Source organism: Sphingobium sp., assembly GCF_032153725.1.
Classification (GTDB): Bacteria; Pseudomonadota; Alphaproteobacteria; order Sphingomonadales; family Sphingomonadaceae; genus Sphingobium.
Genome location: NZ_JALDYQ010000075.1, coordinates 1 through 22606, shown reverse-complemented (window position 1 = coordinate 22606; position 22606 = coordinate 1). Strand labels below are relative to the sequence as shown.

Annotated in this window: 25 protein-coding genes and 1 tRNA gene; 9 read left to right on the top strand and 17 right to left on the bottom strand. The window is 59.7% G+C overall.

Features of this window, described 5'->3' with window-relative positions; all coding sequences use genetic code 11:
* The first annotated feature begins 77 nt into the window (after window positions 1-77).
* Together RUH75_RS19455 and RUH75_RS19450 are read left to right on the top strand one after the other, a co-directional pair.
* On the top strand, window positions 78-755 hold the full coding sequence (locus RUH75_RS19455) for a hypothetical protein (protein ID WP_313808840.1): 678 nt from the start codon (window positions 78-80) through the stop codon (window positions 753-755).
* Window positions 752-1294 (top strand): NUDIX hydrolase, encoded by a 543-nt coding sequence (locus tag RUH75_RS19450; RefSeq protein WP_313808839.1) that lies wholly within the window; start codon window positions 752-754, stop codon window positions 1292-1294. The genes RUH75_RS19455 and RUH75_RS19450 overlap by 4 nt, the downstream gene beginning before the upstream one ends.
* Before the next feature lie 323 nt (window positions 1295-1617).
* Here the strand turns inward: RUH75_RS19450 and RUH75_RS19445 are convergent, their stop codons facing one another.
* Window positions 1618-3021: a short-chain fatty acyl-CoA regulator family protein gene (locus RUH75_RS19445; protein ID WP_313808838.1), complete on the bottom strand. Its 1404-nt coding sequence runs from the start codon at window positions 3019-3021 to the stop codon at window positions 1618-1620.
* Between the two features lie 143 nt (window positions 3022-3164).
* Between RUH75_RS19445 and RUH75_RS19440 the strand changes: the two genes are divergently transcribed.
* The gene (locus RUH75_RS19440; RefSeq protein WP_169576117.1) at window positions 3165-3332 is read left to right on the top strand and encodes a hypothetical protein; all 168 of its coding nucleotides are present in this window, start codon (window positions 3165-3167) and stop codon (window positions 3330-3332) included.
* Between the two features lie 72 nt (window positions 3333-3404).
* On the opposite strand, the gene RUH75_RS19435 is transcribed toward RUH75_RS19440, so the two are convergent.
* From RUH75_RS19435 to RUH75_RS19420, 4 genes are all read right to left on the bottom strand, one after another.
* Complete coding sequence (locus RUH75_RS19435; RefSeq protein WP_313808837.1) at window positions 3405-4406, bottom strand: inorganic phosphate transporter; 1002 nt, start codon at window positions 4404-4406, stop codon at window positions 3405-3407.
* Between the two features lie 19 nt (window positions 4407-4425).
* Window positions 4426-5541, bottom strand: a complete 1116-nt coding sequence (locus RUH75_RS19430; RefSeq protein WP_313808836.1) for a DUF47 family protein — start codon at window positions 5539-5541, stop codon at window positions 4426-4428.
* A gap of 106 nt (window positions 5542-5647) precedes the next feature.
* Window positions 5648-7762: a TonB-dependent receptor domain-containing protein gene (locus tag RUH75_RS19425; protein ID WP_313808835.1), complete on the bottom strand. Its 2115-nt coding sequence runs from the start codon at window positions 7760-7762 to the stop codon at window positions 5648-5650.
* A 128-nt stretch (window positions 7763-7890) separates the two neighbouring features.
* A complete protein-coding gene (locus RUH75_RS19420; protein WP_313808834.1) occupies window positions 7891-8805 on the bottom strand; it encodes a LysR family transcriptional regulator in 915 nt (304 codons plus the stop codon).
* A 110-nt stretch (window positions 8806-8915) separates the two neighbouring features.
* Here RUH75_RS19420 and RUH75_RS19415 point away from each other — a divergent pair.
* Window positions 8916-8989 (top strand) — tRNA-Gly (locus RUH75_RS19415).
* A 17-nt stretch (window positions 8990-9006) separates the two neighbouring features.
* Here RUH75_RS19415 and RUH75_RS19410 read toward each other — a convergent pair.
* From RUH75_RS19410 to RUH75_RS19365, 10 genes are all read right to left on the bottom strand, one after another.
* Window positions 9007-10137, bottom strand: coding sequence for a hypothetical protein (locus tag RUH75_RS19410; protein ID WP_313808833.1), 1131 nt, complete (start codon window positions 10135-10137; stop codon window positions 9007-9009).
* A gap of 362 nt (window positions 10138-10499) precedes the next feature.
* Entirely contained in the window at window positions 10500-11678 is a 1179-nt protein-coding gene (locus tag RUH75_RS19405; RefSeq protein ID WP_313808832.1) for a hypothetical protein, read from the bottom strand.
* On the bottom strand, window positions 11665-12630 hold the full coding sequence (locus RUH75_RS19400; RefSeq protein ID WP_313808831.1) for a zonular occludens toxin domain-containing protein: 966 nt from the start codon (window positions 12628-12630) through the stop codon (window positions 11665-11667). The genes RUH75_RS19405 and RUH75_RS19400 overlap by 14 nt, the downstream gene beginning before the upstream one ends.
* A complete protein-coding gene (locus RUH75_RS19395; RefSeq protein WP_313808830.1) occupies window positions 12630-12950 on the bottom strand; it encodes a hypothetical protein in 321 nt (106 codons plus the stop codon). The genes RUH75_RS19400 and RUH75_RS19395 overlap by 1 nt, the downstream gene beginning before the upstream one ends.
* 1 nt (window position 12951) lies before the next feature.
* Window positions 12952-14211 carry a hypothetical protein gene (locus RUH75_RS19390; protein ID WP_313808829.1) on the bottom strand — a complete coding sequence of 420 codons (1260 nt, stop codon included), beginning with the start codon at window positions 14209-14211 and terminating at the stop codon, window positions 12952-12954.
* A 226-nt stretch (window positions 14212-14437) separates the two neighbouring features.
* A complete protein-coding gene (locus RUH75_RS19385) occupies window positions 14438-14656 on the bottom strand; it encodes a hypothetical protein (protein WP_313808828.1) in 219 nt (72 codons plus the stop codon).
* Complete coding sequence (locus RUH75_RS19380) at window positions 14653-14883, bottom strand: hypothetical protein (RefSeq protein ID WP_313808827.1); 231 nt, start codon at window positions 14881-14883, stop codon at window positions 14653-14655. Before RUH75_RS19380 ends, RUH75_RS19385 begins: the two co-directional genes overlap by 4 nt.
* 11 nt (window positions 14884-14894) lie before the next feature.
* A complete protein-coding gene (locus tag RUH75_RS19375) occupies window positions 14895-15215 on the bottom strand; it encodes a single-stranded DNA-binding protein (protein ID WP_313808826.1) in 321 nt (106 codons plus the stop codon).
* 305 nt (window positions 15216-15520) lie between these two features.
* Entirely contained in the window at window positions 15521-16405 is an 885-nt protein-coding gene (locus RUH75_RS19370) for a hypothetical protein (RefSeq protein WP_313808825.1), read from the bottom strand.
* Window positions 16402-17127, bottom strand: coding sequence for a hypothetical protein (locus tag RUH75_RS19365; protein WP_313808824.1), 726 nt, complete (start codon window positions 17125-17127; stop codon window positions 16402-16404). The genes RUH75_RS19370 and RUH75_RS19365 overlap by 4 nt, the downstream gene beginning before the upstream one ends.
* Before the next feature lie 172 nt (window positions 17128-17299).
* On the opposite strand from RUH75_RS19365, the gene RUH75_RS19360 reads away from it, so the two are divergent.
* Window positions 17300-17977, top strand: a complete 678-nt coding sequence (locus RUH75_RS19360; RefSeq protein WP_313808823.1) for a hypothetical protein — start codon at window positions 17300-17302, stop codon at window positions 17975-17977.
* A gap of 130 nt (window positions 17978-18107) precedes the next feature.
* Here RUH75_RS19360 and RUH75_RS19355 read toward each other — a convergent pair whose 3' ends face one another.
* Window positions 18108-18347 (bottom strand): hypothetical protein, encoded by a 240-nt coding sequence (locus tag RUH75_RS19355; RefSeq protein ID WP_313808822.1) that lies wholly within the window; start codon window positions 18345-18347, stop codon window positions 18108-18110.
* A 57-nt stretch (window positions 18348-18404) separates the two neighbouring features.
* A complete protein-coding gene (locus tag RUH75_RS19350; protein ID WP_313808821.1) occupies window positions 18405-19433 on the bottom strand; it encodes a phage/plasmid replication protein, II/X family in 1029 nt (342 codons plus the stop codon).
* A 299-nt stretch (window positions 19434-19732) separates the two neighbouring features.
* Here RUH75_RS19350 and RUH75_RS19345 point away from each other — a divergent pair, with 299 nt between their 5' ends.
* The 4 genes from RUH75_RS19345 to RUH75_RS19330 form a co-directional block, all read left to right on the top strand.
* Complete coding sequence (locus RUH75_RS19345; protein WP_313808820.1) at window positions 19733-20005, top strand: DUF4169 family protein; 273 nt, start codon at window positions 19733-19735, stop codon at window positions 20003-20005.
* A 175-nt stretch (window positions 20006-20180) separates the two neighbouring features.
* The gene (locus RUH75_RS19340; RefSeq protein ID WP_313808819.1) at window positions 20181-21398 is read left to right on the top strand and encodes an argininosuccinate synthase; all 1218 of its coding nucleotides are present in this window, start codon (window positions 20181-20183) and stop codon (window positions 21396-21398) included.
* A gap of 175 nt (window positions 21399-21573) precedes the next feature.
* The gene (locus tag RUH75_RS19335; RefSeq protein ID WP_313808818.1) at window positions 21574-22194 is read left to right on the top strand and encodes an EF-hand domain-containing protein; all 621 of its coding nucleotides are present in this window, start codon (window positions 21574-21576) and stop codon (window positions 22192-22194) included.
* A gap of 75 nt (window positions 22195-22269) precedes the next feature.
* Window positions 22270-22606 (top strand): response regulator (locus RUH75_RS19330; RefSeq protein WP_313808817.1); only part of this gene is annotated, 337 nt, incomplete at its 3' end.

Genomic DNA, 22606 nt, shown 5'->3' with positions numbered 1-22606 from the left:
AGCTGGGGCGGGGGGGACGGCGGCTTTTCGGGCGGCGGCGGCAGCTTCGGCGGCGGCGGCGCGTCGGGGGACTGGTGATGCGACTGCATTTGAACGAGGCCGATCATGACCGCGTGACCGCTGCGGTAGCGGAGGCCGAGAAGCAAACCGACGGCGAAATCGTCACCATCGTCGCGCGCCGGTCGGACGCCTATCATGATGCGGGGTTGCATTGGGCGATCGGCGTGGTGTTCCTGGCCCTCTCGGCAGCCGCCGCCTTTCCGCAGAAGTTCCGCGCGCTCTGTTCATGGCTGCTGCAAAGCTGGGACCATGAGATCGAGGACTGGAAGCTGCTGACGGTGCTGCTCGGCCTGCTCATCCTCAAATTCCTGATCGTCCGCTATGCGCTGGCCTGGATGCCGCTGCGCATGGCCTTGACGCCAAAGGCGACCAAGGCGCGCCGCGTGCGTCGCCGCGCCATCACCCTGTTCCGCGCCGTCGCCCAGGGACGCACGCGTGGAAAGACCGGCGTGCTCATCTACCTCTCGCTGGACGAGCATCGCGCCGAGCTGGTCGCCGACGCCGCCATTAATGCGAAGGTCGCGCCCGAAATCTGGGGCGATGCCATGGCCGCGCTGATCGACGGCGTGCGCGACGGCCGCGCCGCCGAGGGCATGGCGCAAGCGGTGCGCCAGGTCGGCCTGGTGCTGGCCGAGCATTTTCCCGCGAGCGGCGACAATCCCAATGAACTACCCGACAGGTTGATCGAACTATGAGCGAACAGGACAGCGCCTCTCCCGAAGAAATCATGTGGGAGGGCCGCTTCATCACCGCCAAGCGGCGGGGGAAATGGGAATATGTCGGCCGCGCGCGCGGCATCCACGCCGCCGTCATACTGGCCATCGATGAAGCGGCCGATGGTCGCCATGTGCTGCTGGTCGACCAATATCGCGTGCCGCTCGGCCGCCGCTGCATCGAACTGCCGGCCGGACTGGTGGGCGACCATGACGAGGGCGAGGAAGCGACGCTCGCCGCCACCCGCGAGCTGGAGGAGGAAACCGGCTATCTGCCCGGCCGGATGGAAGCCCTGGGCGAATTTTTCAGCTCGCCCGGCATGGTGTCGGAAAGCTTCACGCTGTTCCGGGCCCATGACCTCGTCAAAACCGGCGAAGGCGGCGGCGTCGAGGGCGAGGATATCCGCGTCCACCGCGTGCCGCTGGCCATGATCCGGGAACGGATCGCCGAATGGCGGGCAGAAGGCTTTGCCGTCGACGTGAAGCTGCTGTTGCTGCTGGGCGCGGGGATTGTCGGTTAGGGGTGGAGAGCGGACGGTCGGCTTAGCCGCGCGTTCCTTGAAGCGCACCGTGTTCCTGCGCAGGCAGGAACCCAGTCCCGCCCTCACCTCATCACTGCAACGTCTGAACTGGGCTCCTGCCTGCGCAGGAGCACGGTGCGCTTAAAATGGTCGAAACCCGCCGCACCATTTTTCCCTGTCCTATTCCCCCGATGCGACGCTATCGCTCCCGATGCTCTTTGAACCGTAAAAAGCTGACAGGAAATTTGGGCAAAAGCTGAGCCTTTCCATATATCCATCGTGTCACCTATGTCACCCAATGGTTGGTTGGCGACAGTCCGTCATCAAACCCGCCGAAACGGAAACGGCGCCACCGTCCGCTCATAGCCATGCAAATCCAGCGCCCGCGTCACCGGCGGCAGGGCGCGGTCGGGGCAGCCGCGCCGCTCGCACAGATGGCAGGTCGGCCCCACCTCGGTCGTCGCGCCCTTTTCCACGTCGATCCCGTCGGCATGCACGATCCGAGCCCCATGCTTCGCCTCGCAGCCGAGCGCGATCACGGATCGTCCCCGCGCCCCGCCCTCTCGTGGCAGGCCGATGGTCAGGCTGACGAAGCGCCGCCCGTCCATCGTTTCGATCAGTTGCGGGCGCACTGCGTCCGGCTCCTGGCTCTCATGCGCGTCCCAGCGCGGGCAGGTGCCCCCCAGTCGCGCAAAGGGCCAGGCCTCGCCGTCGAAGCGTTTCGACACGATCCCCGCCCTGTCCAGCTTCGCCATGAAGAAGGGTACGCCCCGCGCCCCCGTCCGCCCCAGGCTGGTAAGGCGATGCGCCAGTTGCTCCATCGACACGCCAAAGCGTGCCCGCAGCAGCGGCAGATCATGCCGGCTCTGCTCGGCCGCCCTGACGAAGCGGTCATAGGGCATGATCAGCGCCGCCGCCGCATAGTTGGTGAAAGCGATGCTGGCCAGCCGCCGGCTGTCCTCGTCCGGCGGCCCCGCCCGGGCGACCTGGCTTCCGATCGCATCTGCCATCTCCTGCGAGCAAAGCTGATAGGCGAGCGCGAACAGCCGTCCCGAAGACGCCAGCCGTTCGCTCAAGAGCAGCCGCCGCCGGTGCATGTCATAATGGCGTAGCGTGCCCGCCAGCACATCCTCCCGCACAATCTGCACGGCCATGCCATGCCGCTCCTTGAGCCGCGCCCTGATGCCCGCCTGCATGGCGCCGGGATCGTCCCCCAGTTCCCCCGCCAGAGCCTCCGCCGCCGCATCCAGCTCGGCAAAATGATTGCCCGACCGTGCGATCGTCTCGCGCAGCCAGTCGATCGGCGCATGCAACGGTGCGGCGCTGCCCGGCCCGGCCGTCACCTGCTCCGGCAGGCGGCGCAAATCGCTCAGGGCACGGTAGAAACGCCCGATCGCCTCGCTGACCCCTGGGTAATTTTCCGCGACCTCCAGCACCTCATCCCTGGCGATGCCGATATCGCGCACCAGCGCATCGGACAGAATCTCGCTGAGCGCACTGGCCGCACCTTCCTGCGTGCTGGCGACGAAATCGCGAATGTCGATGTCATAGATATTGGCAAGCCGCAGCAACATCTGCGCCGTTAACGGCCGCTGATTGCGCTCCAGATGGTTGAGGTAGCTGGGTGAAACCCCCAGTTCCTCCGCCATCCGCGTCTGATTGAGGCCCAATTCCCGCCGCAAAACCCGCAGTTTCGGGCCTAGATAGAGTTTCCGCTCATCCGCCATGATGTCATTATGTCAAACTATGACAATATGAACAAGTCACCCAATGACACCGCCTCACTAATCGCCCTTATCTTTCCACCCCATTCATGGTTTCAAGGGCCATCCGGTCAGGACGGCCGCACAGACAAAGAAGGGAACGAGATATGGAAACCACTGAGACGCGCGAACCCACCCGCTCCCGCGCGGTTTTCTCGCAGGAGGATTTCGGCCTGATCCGCACCGCCATCGCCCATTATCTGCGCGAGGTTCAGGACAAGCCGGAATCGGTCAAATATGCCAATCTTTACCACCGTCTCGGCCGGGTGAGCTGAGCGCGGAAGCGCGTTCCAGAGGTTCAGGAGAGGAAGGGGCGCGGCGGGCAACCGTCCGCGCCCTCAATCCGTTCAGAACAGACGCGTCAGCCCATAAAAGGCCGCTCCGATGGCAGCGGCGGCAGGCAGTGTCACGACCCAGGCGACGACGATGCTCGACGCCACGTTCCATCGCACCGCCGACAGCCGCCGCGACGCGCCCACGCCGACGATCGCGCCGGTGATCGTATGGGTGGTCGACACCGGCACGCCCAGATGCGTCGCCAGGAACAGCGTCAGCGCGCCCCCCGTTTCCGCGCAGAAACCTTGTGCCGGGGTCAACCGCGTGATCTTCGACCCCATGGTGTGGACGATCTTCCACCCGCCCAGCAGCGTGCCCATGCCCATCGCCGCCTGGCAGCTCAGCACCACCCAGAAGGGCACATGGAAGCCGCCGGTCAGCATGCCCTGCGAATAGAGCAGCACGGCGATGATCCCCATCGTCTTCTGCGCGTCGTTGCCGCCATGGCCGAGCGAGTAAAGCGAGGCCGACACCAGCTGCAATTTGCGGAACACGCGATCCGCGCCCTGCGGCGTGAAACGACGGAAGATCCAGCTGATGATCAGCACCAGCAGCAGCGCCAGCACCAGCCCGATGGCGGGCGACAGCACGATGGCCGCGCTGGTCTTGAACACGCCGCTCCACACCACGGCGGAAAGGCCCGCCTTCGCCATGCCCGCGCCCAGCAACCCGCCGATCAGAGCATGGCTGGAGGAGGAGGGAATTCCCAGCCCCCAGGTGATCAAATTCCAAGCAATCGCACCCATCAGCGCGCCGAAAATCACCTGCGGATCGATGATGCTCGCGTCGACAATCCCCTTGCCGACCGTTTCGGCCACGTGGAGGCCGAAGAACAGGAAGGCGATGAAATTGAAGAACGCTGCCCAGGCGACCGCATATTGCGGCTTCAGAACCCGCGTCGAAACGATGGTCGCGATCGAGTTCGCCGCGTCGTGCAGCCCGTTCAGAAAGTCGAACAGCAACGCAACGCCGATCAGCGCGACCAGCAGCGGAAAAGCGATATGGGCTTCCATGATCTAAGCTCTGGCCAGGTCAGGCGTGGTCGATGACCAGGCCGGAAATCTCGTTGGCGACATCCTCGAACCGGTCGGTCACCTTTTCCAGATGGCTGTAGATTTCGTTGCCGACGACGAAATCCATCGGATTGCCCTGCCGCGCCTGATTATAGAGTGCCTTGAGGCCCGCTTCGTGCAGGATGTCGGCATGTCCCTCCAGCTTCACCAGCCGCTCGGTCAGGTCATGCAGCCGCACCGAATTGAGGTTGAGCGAACGCAGCAGCGGCATCGCCTCCGCCGTGATCCGCGCGCATTCGACGATCAGGGCGGTCATGTCCTGCATCTGCGAGGGGAATTGCTTCACCTCGAACAGGGCGATCGCCTTGGCGGTCTGGTTCATCTGGTCGATGGCGTCGTCCATAACCCCGATCAGGCCGGTGATGGCGCTGCGGTCGAAGGGGGTGACGAAGATGCGGCGCACGTCCTGCAACACTTCGCGGATGATGTCGTCCGCTTCATGCTCGCGGTCCGAGATCTCCCTGATATGGGCATCGATATCCGGCCCGCCTTTCAGCAGCTTGGCGAGTGCATCGGCACCGGCGACCAGAGTCGCGGCGTGATCCTCAAACTGCTCGAAAAAGCGCCCTTGCTTGGGCATCAGCGCGTGAAACCAGCGCAGCATTCCAGTCCTTTCGGTTTGCCATTCCCTGATCCGCAGCAACGTCCGCACGAACAGGCCCGGGTCCTTGGGCGGTTCGCGGAAGGCGGCGATAATGGATTGCAGATCGGGTTCGTCGACGGCCTTTGCAGCTTCGGCCACGGGAAACCAACGCAGTTCCCGCTGCCCTTGTTCGGGCCATTGCGGCAACTGGCCGGTCACTGCAAGCGGGAAAACCTCGACCGTGGCCTCTTTGGTGTCGCCCCGCCGCCGCTTCTTGTCATAGCGGTAGCGACCGAGCGGCGCGGGGCAGGCAATGCCGTGAATGCCCGCCTCTTCATAGGCTTCCAGTTCGGCGGCGCGGTGGCCGGCCATGCCCTTGATCCGATTGCCCTTGGGAATCACCCAGCGGCGGCTATCGCGCGAGGTGATCAGCAGAATGCGCATCGACCCGTCGGGATCGGTCGCATAGGGAAGGGCGGCGATCTGACGCACTCAGCCAGTCCTATGCGCCCGATGACGCACCTGATCGATCCTTGCCCACCCCTGGTCCATCCGCGCCTTGTAACGAAATTGTCACATTGCGCAATCGACCAGCTTGTCAGATCGACAGGCGGACCGTGAGCCGGATGTCCCGCCCGGCCAAGGGCGCGTAATCCTTGAGGAAACTGGCTGCCCTCCGCGCCTCGACATCGAAGATGTTGTTGGCGGACAGGGTGATGGTCGTCCGGTCATTGCCCTTGATGGGCTTGAAGGAGAGCGAGGCGTTGACCAGCGTGAAGCCGTCGGTCGGCGTTTCGGTGTCGGCAATGCGGTCCTGCGCGAAGCTGTGCTCAACCTCTCCGCGAAGGTTCAGCCGGTCGCCCTGCAATTCGACGCCGCCCAGCAGGCGCAGCGGCGGAATGCGCGGCGCCGGGCCTGATCCCAGGATCGTGGCGCGGACATAATCGGCGACGCCGTCCAGATGGATGGCATAGCCGCCGACCTGCCCGAGTTTCAGCGTGCCTTCCGCCTCAAAACCGAGATAGCGGGCATTGGCCTGCAAATTCTGATAGCAGGGGAAATCCAGCGCCTCCCCGCCATTGGCCGCCATGCAGACGCTGTCATCGACCAGCGAATCGTAAATATAACCGTCGAACCAGTTGTGATAGGCGGACAGCGAAATGGTGTAGCCATTGCCCTGGCCGCGCAGCGTTCCCTCTATGCCCCAGCTCCTTTCCGGCCCGAAATCGGGATTGCCGAGTTCAAAAGCCTGCGTTCCCGCGTGATTGCCACGCGCGAACAGTTCTTCGGCTGATGGCGCGCGCTCCGTCCGGGACAGGTTCAGGCCGGCGCGCCAGCCGGGCGCAAGCTCCTGACTGATGCCCAATGAACCGGACAGCGCATTGAAGGTCCGGTGATAGGCGGGGTTGAGCAGCGTCGCGTCGGCATCCGCGCGGACCTGTGTATGCTCATAACGGCCACCCAGTTCGACACGGGTGGTGCCGAGGTCAAAGGATTGCAGGGTGAAGAAGCCGAGCTGTTCGGTCACGTTGCGGGGCAGGAACTTCTCCTCCCCCGCGACATGGAAGTTGCGGGTGAAATATTGCGCGCCGATCGCGCCGTCCCAACCGCCGCGCCTGGCCTGCACCAGCTCCAGCCGCGATTCGATCGACTGGTTGTAGAATGTGGTGCCGACCGCGCCCGATTCCTCGATCTCCTGATGCTGATAATCGGCAAAGCCGGCGCGCAGGCGGATCGTTTCCAGCCAGCCGCCATTGACCGGCAGTTCCGCGCGCAGATCGGCGCGATCCTGCTTCATGTGCAGCCGGACCTTTTCCGCTTCGCCATCGGGATCGAGCGAATAGCGCACCGGCACGCCGTAGAAATTGTCGGTATGCGCAACCGAAAAACCCAGATTGCCGCCATCGGTGATCAGCGCCGCGCCGCCCGCAACTTCCCAGGTCCGCGCCGCGCTGTTGGGTAGCTTGCCCCGCAGGTCGGCCAGGTCGCGGATCGCGGGATCACTGCTGGCGGCCGCCTGCGCGCGCAGGGCGGGGGTCAGAATGTAATTGCCGGTGTCGAGGTCGCCGCTCTTCGAATAGCTGCCGTCGAGATGGACCACGATCCTGTCGCTGATCGGCGCTTCGATCTCGCCCGATCCGGTGCGTTCGTCGGCGGCGCTGCCATAGGTGGCGATGCCGTCGACATGAACCGGTTCGTCGGGGACGCGCCGCGGGATGCGGCTGTCGATCACATTGACGACCCCGCCTATGGCCGAGGAACCGTAAAGCAACGCCGCAGGCCCGCGCAGCACCTCGATCCGGTCGGCGGTCAGCGGGTTGATCGCCACGGCATGGTCGACCGAAGTGTTGGACACATCGAAGCTGCCGATGCCGTCGGTCAGGATGCGCACCCGCTCGCCCTGAAAGCCGCGCAGCACGGGGCGGGAAGCGTTGGGACCGAAGGATGTCGCTGAAACGCCCGGCTGATGCGCCAGCGTGTCGCCGATGGTGGGGCGCAGCGCGCGGGTCAGTTCCTCGCCCGACACGACCGAGGTGCCCGACAGAATGTCACCCTGCCGCCGGGGAATGATGGCGGTGACGACGATATCCGACCGTTGATCATGATAGGCCTGCGGTGCCGTGTCGGTGGTGGCGTCCTGGGCCAGAACGGGAAAGGCGGCAGACAGTGCGGATAGGGCGCAACCGGCACGCAACAGCGCGGAAAGGAACATTCGGTTCGACATCCTCGAATCGGGAGGGGACGGGTTCGTCTATCTGAAATGATATAGCATATCAATAATGTGGCCGGGGACGATGGCACGTTGGACGCAAAATCACCTCATTCAGCCGCAAATGGGCTTCAGAGAAAGAGAAAATCCGCCAGCGCGACGGCGGCGGCATGGCCCTGGGGGCGGACGGCCTGCCGCACTTCTATGGCCGGCAGCGGCCTTTCCAGCGCCAACCGCCTGATCCCTGCCATCCGCCCCAGATCCCGCGCCAGCGGGCCGAATGCCGGAAAGCAGCCGGCCCCTTCGCGCAAAATGGTCATGATGTCGAAGAGATTGTCGGTTTCCAGCACCGGATCGCCCAGCCGGATGCCGCCACGCATCAGCGCCTCATCGATGATCCGGCGCAGCCCGTTGCGCGGCTCCATCGCCAGCGTCGGCATGGCGGCCAGCTCCGCCATCGCCACGCTGTCGCGGCGGGCGAGTGGATGGTCGGCGCCGGCATAAAGGTTGATCTGTTCCGACCAGCCATAGCGGGAGGGCAGATCGTCCGCCTCACCCAGCGCATAATAGTAGGCGATGTCGGCCTTGCCCCGGTGCAACGCCCAGGCCGCTTCTTCGGCCAGATGGACTGTCAGGTCCAGCGTGATGGCGATGTCGTCATTGGCTGCCTCGAAAGCGGCCAGGGCTTCCTGAAAATGGCCGAACACCGGCGCTGGCGCGGCCAGGATGATGGTGTCCCGCGCTGGCGCGACTGGCAAGGGGGCGGCAACGGGCGGGGTCGCCTCTGCCGAATCCACCTGCCAGTTTTCCGGATGATCCTGCGACAGCAGGGTCATGGCCTGCGCCGTTTTCCTGCCGGCGGCGGTCAGGCTGGCCTTCCCCGGCAGATCATCGAACAGGCGATAGCCAAGGCGCAGTTCCAGCGATGCCAGATTGCGCGCGACATCCTCGGCGCTCATGCCCATATCGCGGGCACAGCGCGAGAGGTTGCCCGATGCCACCATCTGCGCGAATATATCCAACTGGCGCGAGGAAGGCGTGGCCATGCCCCCTGTTAGTGCAAATATTGTGCGGGGTTAAGGCCGATATTGGCTTAATGACGCATTGCCATATTGACGAACCCCGCCAGATGATGGCAGGGCGCTGCACCTGACGGGCGGGTATAGCTCAATGGTAGAGCACTAGCCTTCCAAGCTTGTGATGCGGGTTCGATCCCCGCTACCCGCTCCACGTTTTTCCGTCATTTCTTAGCCCCCGGCCTCAGATTGTTTTGCTACTTGTTTTGCTCGCATCCTTTCCGCGAGCGAAATTACGACGGCAGCGCTATCGACATAGGTGCTGCGAATCTTCCCCACACGGGCGGGCGACCAGCCCATAATCCAAGCCGCATCTTCGTCCGTCAGTTCACACTCCGTCAGCAGATATGTGCAGAACGTGCCTCGAACGTCATGGAGATGCTTGGGCCGCTCACTTGGCTGCCCATCGTCGTCTTCCTCGACATGGACGATTCGCGCCGTATCGCGAACTAGCCCGAAGCTCATGCTGCCGCCGAAACCTGCTGCCGTCCAAGATCGCCCACGTTCATTGACGAGGACGGTATTGACGCCTTCTTTGCGCGTTCGGTTCCGTAGCTCAGCGAGAAGCTTTTCCAGATCGTCCGTCATAGGGATGACGACCTTGCGCCGCTTGCCCCGGCTCTTTTTGAGTGCCGTCTTAACAATAGCAAATTCCCCCAGATGGTCCCATGTGAGGGAAACAAGGTCCGCACGACGAAGGCCGGTCAGTGCTGCCAATCGGAGGCCGTCATAAAGGAGGGGGCGCTTCAACTCGACTGCCGCGAGTCGGAATGCCTCCATATCTTCGGGGGTCCAAATGATGTCGGCTCGGTTGCCTCCCTTGTAGAGGTGCGGGATTCCCTCTGCGACATTGATGCGAACTCGTCCGCGTAAACGACCAAATTTCAGCAACTCCCTCAGAACGGTCACACCCATGTCAGCAGAACGGGGCGTGGCCGCACGTTCGTCGCGCCACTTGACAACTTTGCCGACCATCCGCGAGTCGTCCCAGACAGAAATTGGTTTGTCGCCCCAGCGCTTCTCTATGAGGTCGAGGCTCAGTCCCCAGACTTGCCGTGTGCTATCCGCCAGCTTTTTCCATTCCGGGCTAATGCGCCAATCGTGGATCAAGGATCGGAGGATTCGGGGATCAGGGCAGTTTGCAGCCTGAATCGCCTCCGCAACCTTGGCATGGGCCTCTGCCGTCAAAAGTGGCTTCTTTGGCTGGACTGCCTTCATGACCAACGGGCCGCGTTTGTACGCATAGACATACCAAGTAATCGGCATCCCCGGCCTGCTGCGTTTGATGAACTGTATCGCCATTATAGTTCCGCCTCTAAGCGGTCAAAGTCACTGATAGCGGCTCGCGGAAAAGCAGTTTCAACGGCCCTTATCGTTCCGTCAGGTAACACTTCGACGCCCGCGACCCGAAGGCCAGCCGCACGCGCAGCGTCCACCAGCTTCACGACATCTACTTTATTGAAAGTTGACCGCCTCCGCATCACCGCGCCCTCTATCGGATCATTCGCCAAGCTCATTTTTGAGCCAAATATGCAGTGTTACCTATCTGCATATTTCAGGTGGAGCGCGAGCGGATGGTTGTGCAGCGCGCTCGCCGCGCGGCAGCCCGGCAAGCCGGGCTATGGCTATCCAGAGTGGATAATGAGGAGGGGGTAGCGCCATCATTAGCGAAGGCGCTTTTCGTGCGGCGGCGCAGCCTTCGGCTGCACGTCTTCGCCTTCGGCTTCGCCGCCGCACACAAGGCGTTTGAGCGCAAACACGAGATAAATGCCCCCTTTCAATGCCGTAGTGGCGTCTGAGCGGCTCAGGAGGCCCCTAGAGCGCGTTTTGGAGGCAAGGTCGGTGCCAGATAGGGCGATCATCACCGGACGCCCCAGCGCAACGCGCATAGTCGACATGGTGGACCGGGTGCCGAAAGACGGCCCAAGGTCGCCGCTGCCGGTCTGATTGCTCAACTCATGCTCGACCGTCAGAACCGCCTCGTCATCGAGTGCATCAACCCGCAGGGATAGCTTATGGCCGATAGACCGATAGACTACATCAGCGCGGGTTTCGCGGTCAGTGACGGACGTAGCGGCGCGAATTGGAATTTCCTGCCCATCGACTAGCTTCACCGTCTCCCCCAGCAGGACACGCGACGAGAAGGACGAATTTTGCCGAAGGGTCGATGAACCGGCGAGGCCGTCGAGGAAGAGGCGAAGGCCCGGAATTGAGATCGTCGCCTGCGCAAGCGGATCATAGCTGCCGATCAGCACATTGCCCGGTTCACGGAACTGAACGCCGAAACCGCGCGACCGCTCCGAGCTTTCCGACGACGATATGACGACAGCCTCAATTTGAAGCTGGTCGGGGCAGCGGTCCAGATCGCGCATGAAGGCCGTGGCCTGATCGACAATCGCCGCTGGCCCAGCCAGCAACAGGGGGCCGGGAATGTCGGGGTCCGCGATCACGGAAAGCCCCGGCATCTTCGAAAGCACCCGGACGATTTTTGACGGATCGCGGTAACGGATACGGCCCGCCTTGAAGGTCGGAGGCTCAGGAGGCCGCACAGAAGCCGCAACAGGCGCAGGCCCGCGAGCGCCAAAGGGATTGAGGGGCGATCCATCGGGGGCGCCCGCTAGCTGCAATTCAGTTGCCGCCTGATCGCACCCAACCCGAAAGCTGGTGCCATCGAAATCGACTGAAAACCCCTTTTCCGCGAGCAAAACGGGAATGTCCTGAGCGCCCTTAAAGTCGAAGCGGCCCGTCACCATGGGACCGGGCTTGCAGACCTCGACAGGGAGGCGGAACGGCCCAGCAGCGGCTTTCACAAGATCGCCCAGCGCCACGTTATCGGCCAACATTTGGTTTGCTGAAGCGAAAGATACAGGGACCAACATCCCAGCCAACACGACCATCCAATGATAACGGTGCAATCGTAGCATCGCGCCATTCTCCGTGAACTAACGCCTTACGCGTAGTAAGGTCAAAGAGGATACCAGACCCGGCACAATCGGGTTTCAACATCGAAACGGCGGACGCATCTTTGATAGAAACATCCGTACCGAACACTTTTTCAGAGGTCCGTAGACCTCCCCAGACGATGCCCACAGCGCAGGCCCCGACAAATACATAATGCCACCATTTAATGGCCTTCTGACTACTATCCGTCAGAACAACTTTAGCCGTTCCCTCCGTTTGGAACGATTTATAATAAGAAAAAATGCTTACATCATATCGCCGGAACGTCTGCCCAAGCTTGCTAGCAGCGTTCATCCGCCAAGATGTAAATACAGTTATTCGATAACGTGTCGAAATACCGAGAAATCTAAGATTACGAATAGCTGTAAAGAACTCTCCAACGCTTCTTACCCGAGGATGAATGCTCATAACATCTTGTGATATAAGTACCACATCGGAAGCTATTCCATCGTCTGAGACGAAGTGACGATGGGTACGAACCCATTCTATCATTCGCTTTGTAACCGCCTCCTTTGGAGAAGGCGGAAATATATTATAGGCCTCATCAATAATTACGAGCGCACCGTTAGGAATTAAACCCGGCGCAATCGCCTTATCTTTCGTCATGAGTGGATATGATTTTTCATCTTGAAAGAACTCATCATCAACGACCGTAATAGAACCGCACTTTTTTCCTTTGTTCGGCTCTATGTTTGCTTCCCAATGATCAGGCGTCACGCCCTTGATATTCGTGATGATGTGCCGACCATCCCGATAAGCAGGAATGGCGACAGATCGTATCGCCTCATAGGTCTTCCCGCTTCCCGGCGGCCCAAGGTAAAGCGAGAGAGCCATCAGCCGCCCGTCACAGCGCGCAGAGTGAGGCGATAGGCGAACCGCGCAAGATACGCGTTCAAGATCAAGAACAGCCCTTGCGGGACGTAAAAAGCATCAAGGAAATAGGCCAGTCGCGGATCTGCAATGGCGCTTATCGCCGCAGACAGAGAAGGCCCGACAGAAAAGGGCGTTAGCCCTTCCACCCCGTGATTTGTCATGTATCCCAAGACGAATTGGAGGATGATGTTGAAGGCCATGAAAATCGCGGCGCGCTTAAAAATCTCGCCAACAACACCGGCCAAAAGATGAGATGCGAACCAAGATAAAATTGCAGGCATGTCAAATATCCAGCAGGATTTTACCCGCTGCGATGGTCGCGGAAACGCCTATAACCGGCCTCACGACCGGAATAACGTCCGCCATCAACGGGCAGGGATCAAGGGTTACAGGCAACCCGGCAGTTATCGGAATCGTCCAGCCGCTACATGCTCCCGACAGTTGCGGAGGCGTGAACAGATTAGGAAACCATGACATGGGCGTAACTGACGGAATCGCCTCGTCAGCCGGTGGTGTTCCCCAATCGATAGTGACAGTGCCGCTACCGGGATCGGTGCCCGGATCAGTGCCGGGATCGGTCGACGGGTTGTCATCAGGGAAGCGCACACTTTCAGGAAACGTCCACTCAACCGGCGAACCCTCTGGGATGACCGCAGGGCGAGAGGCTACCAAATCCGCCAGACTGGCCGTGCCAAGATCAGGGACCGTCTCAGCCCCCGGCTGTATCGTAGGAGCAAGCTCGACCGCCGTAGCAGCATTTGCGGAACTCCATGGCATCGCAGAAGGATCGCTCAGCGGCACCGCCTGTTGCCATATGCCGTTGACGGCATCAGCGAGCATCTGATTAGCAGCCGGCTTCGCCTGAACATCAGAGGGCAGCGATTGAGGCAAATAAGCCGGTTGCGTTTGGCCTGGCACATCAAGGGGCGCATACACGCCACCGACAGGAGACGGCCATGACCGACCAAAGAACAGCCACCATACCTTAAGGTTCGCAGCCTGATCCGCCGCACTCTCATACCCCGCGTCGTAGGCATAATTGCGCGCCCACCCGCTTGGGGTGGGGTATGACGACGCAGCCGCCCCTTTCCATATGACCTTTTGCCGAAAGTAGGGGGTGCATCCCCCTGTGCTGCTGGAATTGAACGCCCCCAGCGTAATCGTATTGGGATAAGAGCCGCCACCAATCGGCAAGCCGGAACAACCATTCTGCACCGCAGCCTGCATAATTGCCGCCCCCGCCTGATCATAGATGACGGAATAGTGCGAAGTCGTCGTATTGGTCCCAGCCTCATCGTCGGCGGTGAAATAGCGGTACGCGCCATAGGCAACGACGCCAAGGCCAGCGGCAGCAAGCCCCCATGGTCCGGTGAGAGCCGCACCGGCCAACACGCGCGAAGCGATCAGGCCCATGGTGCGATTGGCGATAGCCCGCGTCGTGGCTTTCGCCGCGATCTGCGTGGCAGCGCGAGAGAGGATGACCCTGTCACCGATCGACAACGCTGTAGTCGATCCATTCAGCGTGACGGACTGGACGATCATCCGCCCAGCGCTGGTAACAACCGGTGTCGCTGACCATGCAGGGAGCGCCTGAGCGCGAACCCTAGCCGGGAAAGCCGAAAGGGCCGACGTTGCCGCCAGCCCCATGATAAAGCCCCTACGGGTAATCTGGGCCGCCATCAGAATTGCAGCCCAGCTTTAAAGCCCAGCACAAAGACTGTGCCCGAAGCTGATCCGATTAAGAGGGCAGCCCAGATAGGCATGATGGTTAGCCCGCCTTCCGCAGCCACTTGATGCCGAGGCCCAGAACGACCGTGAAGCCGACGACACCCAGAATGAGCGGAGCCATGCCCGTCTGAGTGTCGCTGATGTTCTGGAAAGCGGCGTCGGTAGTGTTGCCCAACAGGTCTTCCGCCTGCGCGATTGAGGTCTGAGCCAGCGCCAGAGCGGCGACAGGCAGGGCGGCGAGCTTGGAAATGGTCTTCATCGAACAGCATCCTTCAAATGCTTGCCGATCGTGCCGAGCAGGAAACCAAAAAAGAAAATTAGGATTATCCCTGTCGATGCACTCGCGGCATACGTTGACCAGTCGTCGATCGACACGACGACAGGCAGTTGTGCCTCCACGGTTGTTACGAGCATCCCCGGAGGACACGGCGAAACCCCCGGCCCGTTCTGCGGGTCGGGGATACACCGCAGCAGCAAGTCAGCCACTGCGAGGTTCCTTAATTCGATGCGGGGGAGCGCTGCGCCTTGGGATCGCCCAGCAATGCGGCAACCTCCGCGAGCGGAATCAGCCCTTTGTTCGGCCGCATGGCCCAACGGTTGGCTTTCCGGTCGAACTGGAAGCTCTCCGCGCCCGGAAGATACTTTCCGGCCGCGAGTACGACACCATCTTCCAACATGATGTCGAGCCGAACGGGATACTCGTCACCAGAATGAAAATAGGCAGTTTGAATGTGAAAATCATAAGGCCGCGACGTATCGCGAGAGATGCCTTGGCGGTGTTCTACGTCAGGGCGCACTTCGATAATAGCGAGTTTCATGGAGGTTCCCCTCTGTCAGCGGCAAAATCGCCCGCTAACAAACGGCACCACACGAAGAATCTTGTGCCTAGATCAAATTGAACGAAAGGCAGCACATTTGCCTATTTTCGTTCAATTTTGCAGTTTTAGGCGGAATTTTCTTCAACTTTTTTGCTTGGAACTGAAGATTTTGTCCGATTTCACGGGCAGTTGTCCGCGATTACGGACAGTTGGTCAAGCTGCCGTTACGGCGGACTGGCCGATTGCGGATTGGAGATCTCTCGTTGAAGAGGAGCAAATGACGGCTATTGACTAAAAGATGCCGCCTAAATTTCACCCGCAAGCCGCTTTTGAATGTCGATCTTTGCTCTGCCCACGACAATCAAATGGGCTGGACTGCCCAGTGTGGGATACAGTTGGAAGCGCGCTGTGATCAGCCCTTGCTCCTCTCCGCCCATGGGTTCGCCTAAGAATATCTGCAACGTGTGGCCGTTTGCATCCTGGACAGGTGCATCAAAGGGATCGTCACCCACGAACTCAGCAACATCATCGGAGCGACATAGGATGAGGTCGAGTAAATAGGGTTCGAAGGCGTCTAGACCATATTGCGCGGCGGCGAAGGCATGGGCGTTTTTGGCGAGTGACCTAAGATAATGCAGGCGGTTTACCTGCCCGCTCTTATACGCAACATAGTTTGCACCGGTTTCCTCACGGATATTACTACACATAGCATCGATGCCGTCGCGATCTGCGAACCACCACGGCTTTCCCTGCTCCTGCTCGGGCGTCAGAGGATGGCGCAGGCGGCGCGGCATCGGGGATTGCCATAGATGGACAGCAAGCGGAAGTTCATGAACGGGTATCGAACGGACGCCCAAATCTCTCATGAACTGGCCACCATCGTTGACCTCAACAAATTGCACATCGACGTGAGTGATTCGATCCCTCTTTTTACTGCGCGATGGAGCATCTACCTGAGCCCGGAATATGCCCAGCTGCTTTTTTAGGACTTCCTGCTCATACCGCTGAATGATGTTCTGACACGTCTCGCAACACGACTTTTCAAGGATCATCGTGTTCGCGGCGAGCGCATAGGGGATGACATGCTCGTCGCGGAGTTTGGATTCCGTATCGCCACAGTAAATGCACTCGCCGGGTGACGACAGACGGATTGTCTGGCTTCTATTGAGTTCGTGAACGTTCAATTTCATGCGGTGGACGTTTCCTCGCTCTCAGGCTTGCTCCGCCATTTTCGGGCACGATCGATGTTGTCCTCGATCCAGTCGGCCAGCTTGTCGATCTGATCAAGTGCAGCGACCAGCCTTTCGCGGTTCACATCGACCGAGGGCGCGAGAAAATGGAAGAAGGGTCCCTCCCTGTCAGGCATCCGATCCAATTCCTCTCGCTGTGCGAAGAACGGCTTGGGGTGCTTCGTGAAGGTGTAAGCATCGTGATTAATGTCCCAGGTTGTAATATTGCCGCCATGCTGGGTCAGGTTCCGGGCCAGCACGATCTGTTCGATCAACGCAAAATCCACACCTACTTCGATCCAGTCGGTTTGAAAAATCTCACCCAACGCATCGCGATACGCCTCAACGAAGCCATTCCTGAACGCCTTCCTTTTATCCGAGAATTCGAAACCGATGTCTCGCCTGACCTCTTCGAAATACAATTTGAGGATTTCGCTTAACATGGAAATGCAGGCCAGCCCGGTCAGCTTCACGGATGTATCGGCGTCGATCCACTCCTCTAGATAGGGCGGTTCGGGGTCTTCTGAGTAGGGTGGATTGTCGTAGGGCGGTTGATGTTCTTCGATCTTGCGCTTTTCATTTTCGAAAGCCGCCGCAATCGAGTTGTAATAGGTTCGTAGGAAGCTGGTACGCTTCTTGAGGAAATATCTCACGTCCATGCAGAAAAGATAGCCAGTGCCCATGTGGTCGCCAAGGTGCTAGCCACCTCGAAAAGAACCATGCTCCCTGCACTTTCAGCGAAAAGCGGGCAAATACCCGATTTGCGAAGGTCGCTCACCCTGCAGCACATTTTTTTCGCTGCCTTTCCAAAAGGCCGACCCTTGCGCTAGATCAGGACCAGCAATGGGGGATCATATGGCCGACGACAGCACCGATGTGTTCGATGGACTATTTGGGAAAGCTCGCTCGGCAGAAGAGCAGGAAGCTGCTGACCGCGAGTGGGAGCGGGAGTCGAACGAGAACGCCCGCAAATATTTCCAACGGGAACGGGACCATCGCGCCGAATATGTCGCCATGGACCTGCGCATTCGCAACATTGTCAACGAGGAGATCATGAAGTGTGTTTGGATGGGCATCCTCCTCGCTGGCGTTTACAGTGCAAACAGGGACTACGGGACGGTCGGTGGCATCGCTGTCTTTGTCGCGGGCATCGCGATATGGATTTGGCACGACCGCAAATCCAAAAAGCGGCCGCGCTATAACATCGAGGAAAGCGATGAATTGGCCGAGGACACGATTGGCCACCGCCGCATTGTCGAGTTTGAGGAAGCCGGCAAGCCGTGGGTAACGGTTAAAGGCGACCATATGTATTTTGAGGAATTCTTTCAGCATCCGTTTTGGAAGCAAGTGAACGAGCAAGTCCACGAATATGTACGGATGTCGCCTGCGGAGCGCAAAGCCCATAATCGTGCAGCGCGGAATGCGTCATTGCCATATCGGATCGCCATGCTGACCAAGTTAAGGACACACGACAAGGAGTGGGAACTGCCGCATTTTGCGTGGATCGACCATGAGGAACGAAAAAAGAACTAAGACGCTCTGTTTATTGGAATAGTCTGGAATAACATCCGGCCATTAATCTTGAAGTGCTAATAGTCTTCCAGCAACTAACCCTGATCCCTGCATATCTTGGTCATATAAGTTCAAATAAGGCATCAGCTTATCAATGCGTCATCCTTCCCATGGACTCTATCTCTGCGGCTACTAACTCTAGATGTCTCGCCAGTTCCCGACATTCATCAGGTGTGACAGCCAGTCTTAAGGCCAGCTTTTCAGGGGGAACTTCCAGAAGAACGTTCACCTTGTTGTAATGAATTTCGATCACTGCAATAGGATAGTTAACTTTCTTAGAAATTCCTAGAAGACGGCCAATAAAAATTGGAATTCTTGGCTCTTTCTTCATTTATAATTGCCCTTGTGAATAAAGAATCCCCCGATCTTTATTGTAATATTACAATACCTAAGCCGCTAGTTTTGCCTCAATACGGGCCGCCCAGCTCGGTAACTCGACCGCCTTCAATGTCAGCACCCGCCGACATGGAAGAATGTCTACCTTTGCGAGGCTTGGGTCTGGCCGATCTACTGAAATATCAACGTTATATGCCTGCTTCACCTCGCTACGCAGGCGCTTGAACGTTGCGAGTGATCTACCGGCGCGCGGATCAATGCCATTCATCCACGCATAATAGGCGTCTCTAACCCTTGCTTTCACTCCGATCATTTCTTGAACGCTCATGGCTGTATCCTGAAAAAACAATCGGCCCGTCTTGGCCGTCCACATCGCTCGGGCCATCCCCGGAATCCACTGCCGCACATAGCGAACATTCAGCCGCTTTAACTCCGCTCCGGTCAAGCGAAGTTCGAATCGCAGGCACTTCGATACCCAATCTAAAACCTCGTTATCGCTCATCATTACCGGAGGAAGAGGGTGCTTCGCAACTTCCGCGCCCTTATTGTAAACGATCAGCGCCCAGCTTGACGCTCGCTTCCCCCGTGCGCATCCCCATGTCAGCGTGTTTCCATCGCTTGTTAGTGAGCCGCGCCCCCTGTGCGAAATCACCGCAGTTTGTGCGGCTGCTCTAAGCCAGAGGGCGACTTCGCCCGCGTTTGCCAGATGGAACATTTCTGTAATATCCACACGCGAGAGAGACGCAGAAAACAATTGCTCATCCGTAGGCACCGGGAGATCAGGAAACGCCCGGTGAAAAATAGCGTCAACGCTTCGACGCAAAATATCAAATATACAATCGCTGCCGTATAAATTGTGACCTTGTAGCCACTTAACAAGATTGCCCTTAAGCTCGAAGTTGCGTCCATCAATGCAACGAACATGAACATTACTAGAGTGAGAGCCTTCCACGCCAAGCCTTTTAAGCACGGCATATTCTTGGACTTCATCTTCTTCTCCTATGATCGTAGAGATGACGCGACCGCCGTAGATCGGTCGGGGAAAATCCACGGGTATCGAGCAGGTGATGTAATCAATCACATGCACCGTCCCGGCCCTGTGCCGAAATTTGAGAAAACGTTGGACCCGCGAAACAATGTTGCAAGCCTTCAGTGTAGTGAGATTTTACGCAGTAATTTGAGGCGTTTGGCGGAGACTGTAGAGTGCCAGCCCACTGATGGCTTGCGCCATCGGCGCTTTTCAAGAGCGACCCACTGAGGAGCGAGCCGTCAATTGATGCCGTTGCCGAAGTTTTGCACGTTGTCCCCAAGCCTTTGAATAACAAGACGGCAAAATCTGCGTGTTTTGCTCTGGACCACGCATAAACTCTGGAATATCTGATGCCTTCCAAGCTTGTGATGCGGGTTCGATCCCCGCTACCCGCTCCATTCCTCCATAGAGGGGCCCGTCACCGGTTCATGGGCGACATCATCAATCTTCGGCAGGCGCGCAAGGCGAAGGCACGGGCGGACAAGGAACGCCTGGCGCAGGGCAATCGCGCCAAATTCGGCCGGACAAAGGCTGAGCGCCTGACGCAATCGATCGAGGAAGAACGGCGGAAGCGTGAGATCGACGGCGCACGACGGGATGATAGGAAGGATGATCCCGACTAACGGAATCGATGAATGGCTGTTGCTCCGGCCATGCCACTCACGCTGTGGCCACCGGCCAGCGGCCGATATGTCATGATTGGTTCGGTTGATTCGGTTGCACTGATGCGCCTGGCCTGATACCGGCCCGCCGGTAATTTCATGGCCGCCAAAAGGCCAGACTCAAGGAAAGTTGCCCATGTCCGACAAGATCAACCGCATCGTTCTTGCCTTCTCAGGTGGGTTGGATACCAGCGTGATCCTGAAATGGCTGCAACAGACCTATCAGTGCGAGGTGGTGACCTTCACCGCCGATCTGGGGCAGGGCGAGGAACTGGAGCCCGCGCGGGCCAAGGCACAGCTGATGGGGGTCAAGGAAGAGCATATCTTCATCGACGACCTGCGCGAGGAATTCGTGAAGGATTATGTCTTCCCGATGATGCGCTCCAACGCACTCTATGAGGGGCTGTACCTGCTCGGCACCTCGATCGCGCGGCCGCTGATCGCCAAGCGCCAGATCGAGATCGCGAAGATGGTCGGCGCCGATGCCGTCAGCCATGGCGCGACCGGCAAGGGCAATGATCAGGTCCGCTTCGAGCTGGGCTATTATGGCCTCGCCCCGGACATCAAGGTCATCGCCCCTTGGCGCGAATGGGACCTGACCAGCCGCACGAAGCTGATCGAGTTCGCCGAAAAGCATCAGATCCCGATCCCCCGCGACAAGCGTGGCGAAAGCCCCTTTTCGACCGACGCGAACATGCTGCACACTTCGTCCGAGGGCAAGGTGCTGGAAGATCCGTGGGAAGAAACCCCGGATTATGTCTATTCGCGCACGGTGAACCCGGAGGACGCTCCCGACGCGCCCGAATATATCACCGTCGATTTCGAGCGCGGGGATGGCGTTGCAATCAACGGCGTCGGCATGAGCCCTGCGACTCTGCTCGAAACCCTCAACGACTATGGCCGCAAGCATGGCATCGGCCGCCTCGATCTGGTCGAGAACCGCTTTGTCGGCATGAAGTCGCGCGGCATGTATGAAACGCCGGGTGGCACCATCTATCACCTCGCCCATCGCGGGATCGAGCAGCTGACGCTCGACCGGGGCGCCGCGCATCTGAAGGACGAACTGGCGCCGCGCTATGCCGAACTCATCTATAACGGCTTCTGGTTCTCGCCGGAGCGTGAGATGCTCCAGGCCGCGATCGACCACAGCCAGGAAAAGGTGACCGGCACGGTCCGCCTGAAGCTCTACAAGGGCGGCGTCCATGTCGTCGGCCGCAAGTCGCCCAACTCGCTCTACAGCGAGAAGGTGGTGACTTTCGAGGACGATGCCGGCGCCTATGACCAGCGCGACGCGGCGGGCTTCATCAAGTTGAACGCCCTGCGGCTTCGTTTGCTGGGACGGCGCGATCGCTGATTGCGCCTTGGGGCCTGCCGGGTCGCGCGATCGCTGAGAATAAAGTCCGTCACCCGATACAAATTGCGACATTTTACCGGGTGACGTGACAAATTTGCGGGACAAAACTCCCGGATAAGCGTCTTCAAGAACGGCAGGGCGCCGTTCGTGGCAGACGCTTTGAAGGAAAACCCGAATGATCCGCAAATTCATGATCACGGCGGCCGTCGGCACGCTGTTCGTCGGCGGACTTGCCGCCTCGCACCTTGCTCTCGCCCAGGATGGCGGCCCCGGTCGCGACGGCCCGCGTGGCGGTGGCATGTTGATGATGGCCGATGCCAATAAAGATGGCGCCGTCACCAAAGCGGAACTGACCGCCGCGCTGGACGCCCGCTTCGCCAAACTCGACGCCAACAAGGATGGCAAGCTCGATCAGGCGGACCGCGACATCCTCCGCCAGCAGCGGCTCGATGAACGTTTCGCCGCGCTCGATACCGACAGGAACGGCCAGATCAGCAAGGCGGAATTTGCCGCCGGGCATCAGGGGCACGACGGCATGCACGACCGGATGGGGCCGCAGGGCCGGGACTGGGGCCATCGCGGTCCCGGACGCGGGATGATGCATGGTGGCCCGGGCGACGAGATGAAGAAGGATGGTGCCATCACCAAGGCGGAGTTCATGGCTCGCCCGCTCGCCATGTTCGACAAGGCCGATGCCAATCATGACGGCAAGGTGACCGCCGAGGAAATGAAGGCAGCGCGTCAGTCCTTCCGCGACGGCTGGAAGGACCGCAAGGGACCGCCACCCGCCAATTGAGGACAACGGGCGAAGGCACGGTTTAAGAGGCCTTCGCCCTTCCCACCGATGCCAGGCCATGACAAGAACCGGACCATGAGCGAACGACCCCATCTGCTGCTCGTCGACGACGAGCGTTCGATCCGCGAGCCGCTGGCGCAATATCTGTCGCGCAACGGCTTCCGCGTGACCGCCGTCGAAGATGCGGCGAACGCGCGGATGCGCCTCAACGCCAATGCGATCGATCTGGTCATTCTCGACATCATGATGCCGGGGGAGGACGGGTTGTCGCTCTGCCGCCATATCCGCGAAACCAGCGAAATTCCGGTGATCCTGCTCACGGCGAAATCGGAGGAGACGGACCGCATCGTCGGCCTGGAGATGGGCGCGGACGATTATGTGCTGAAGCCCTTTTCCCCGCGCGAACTGGTCG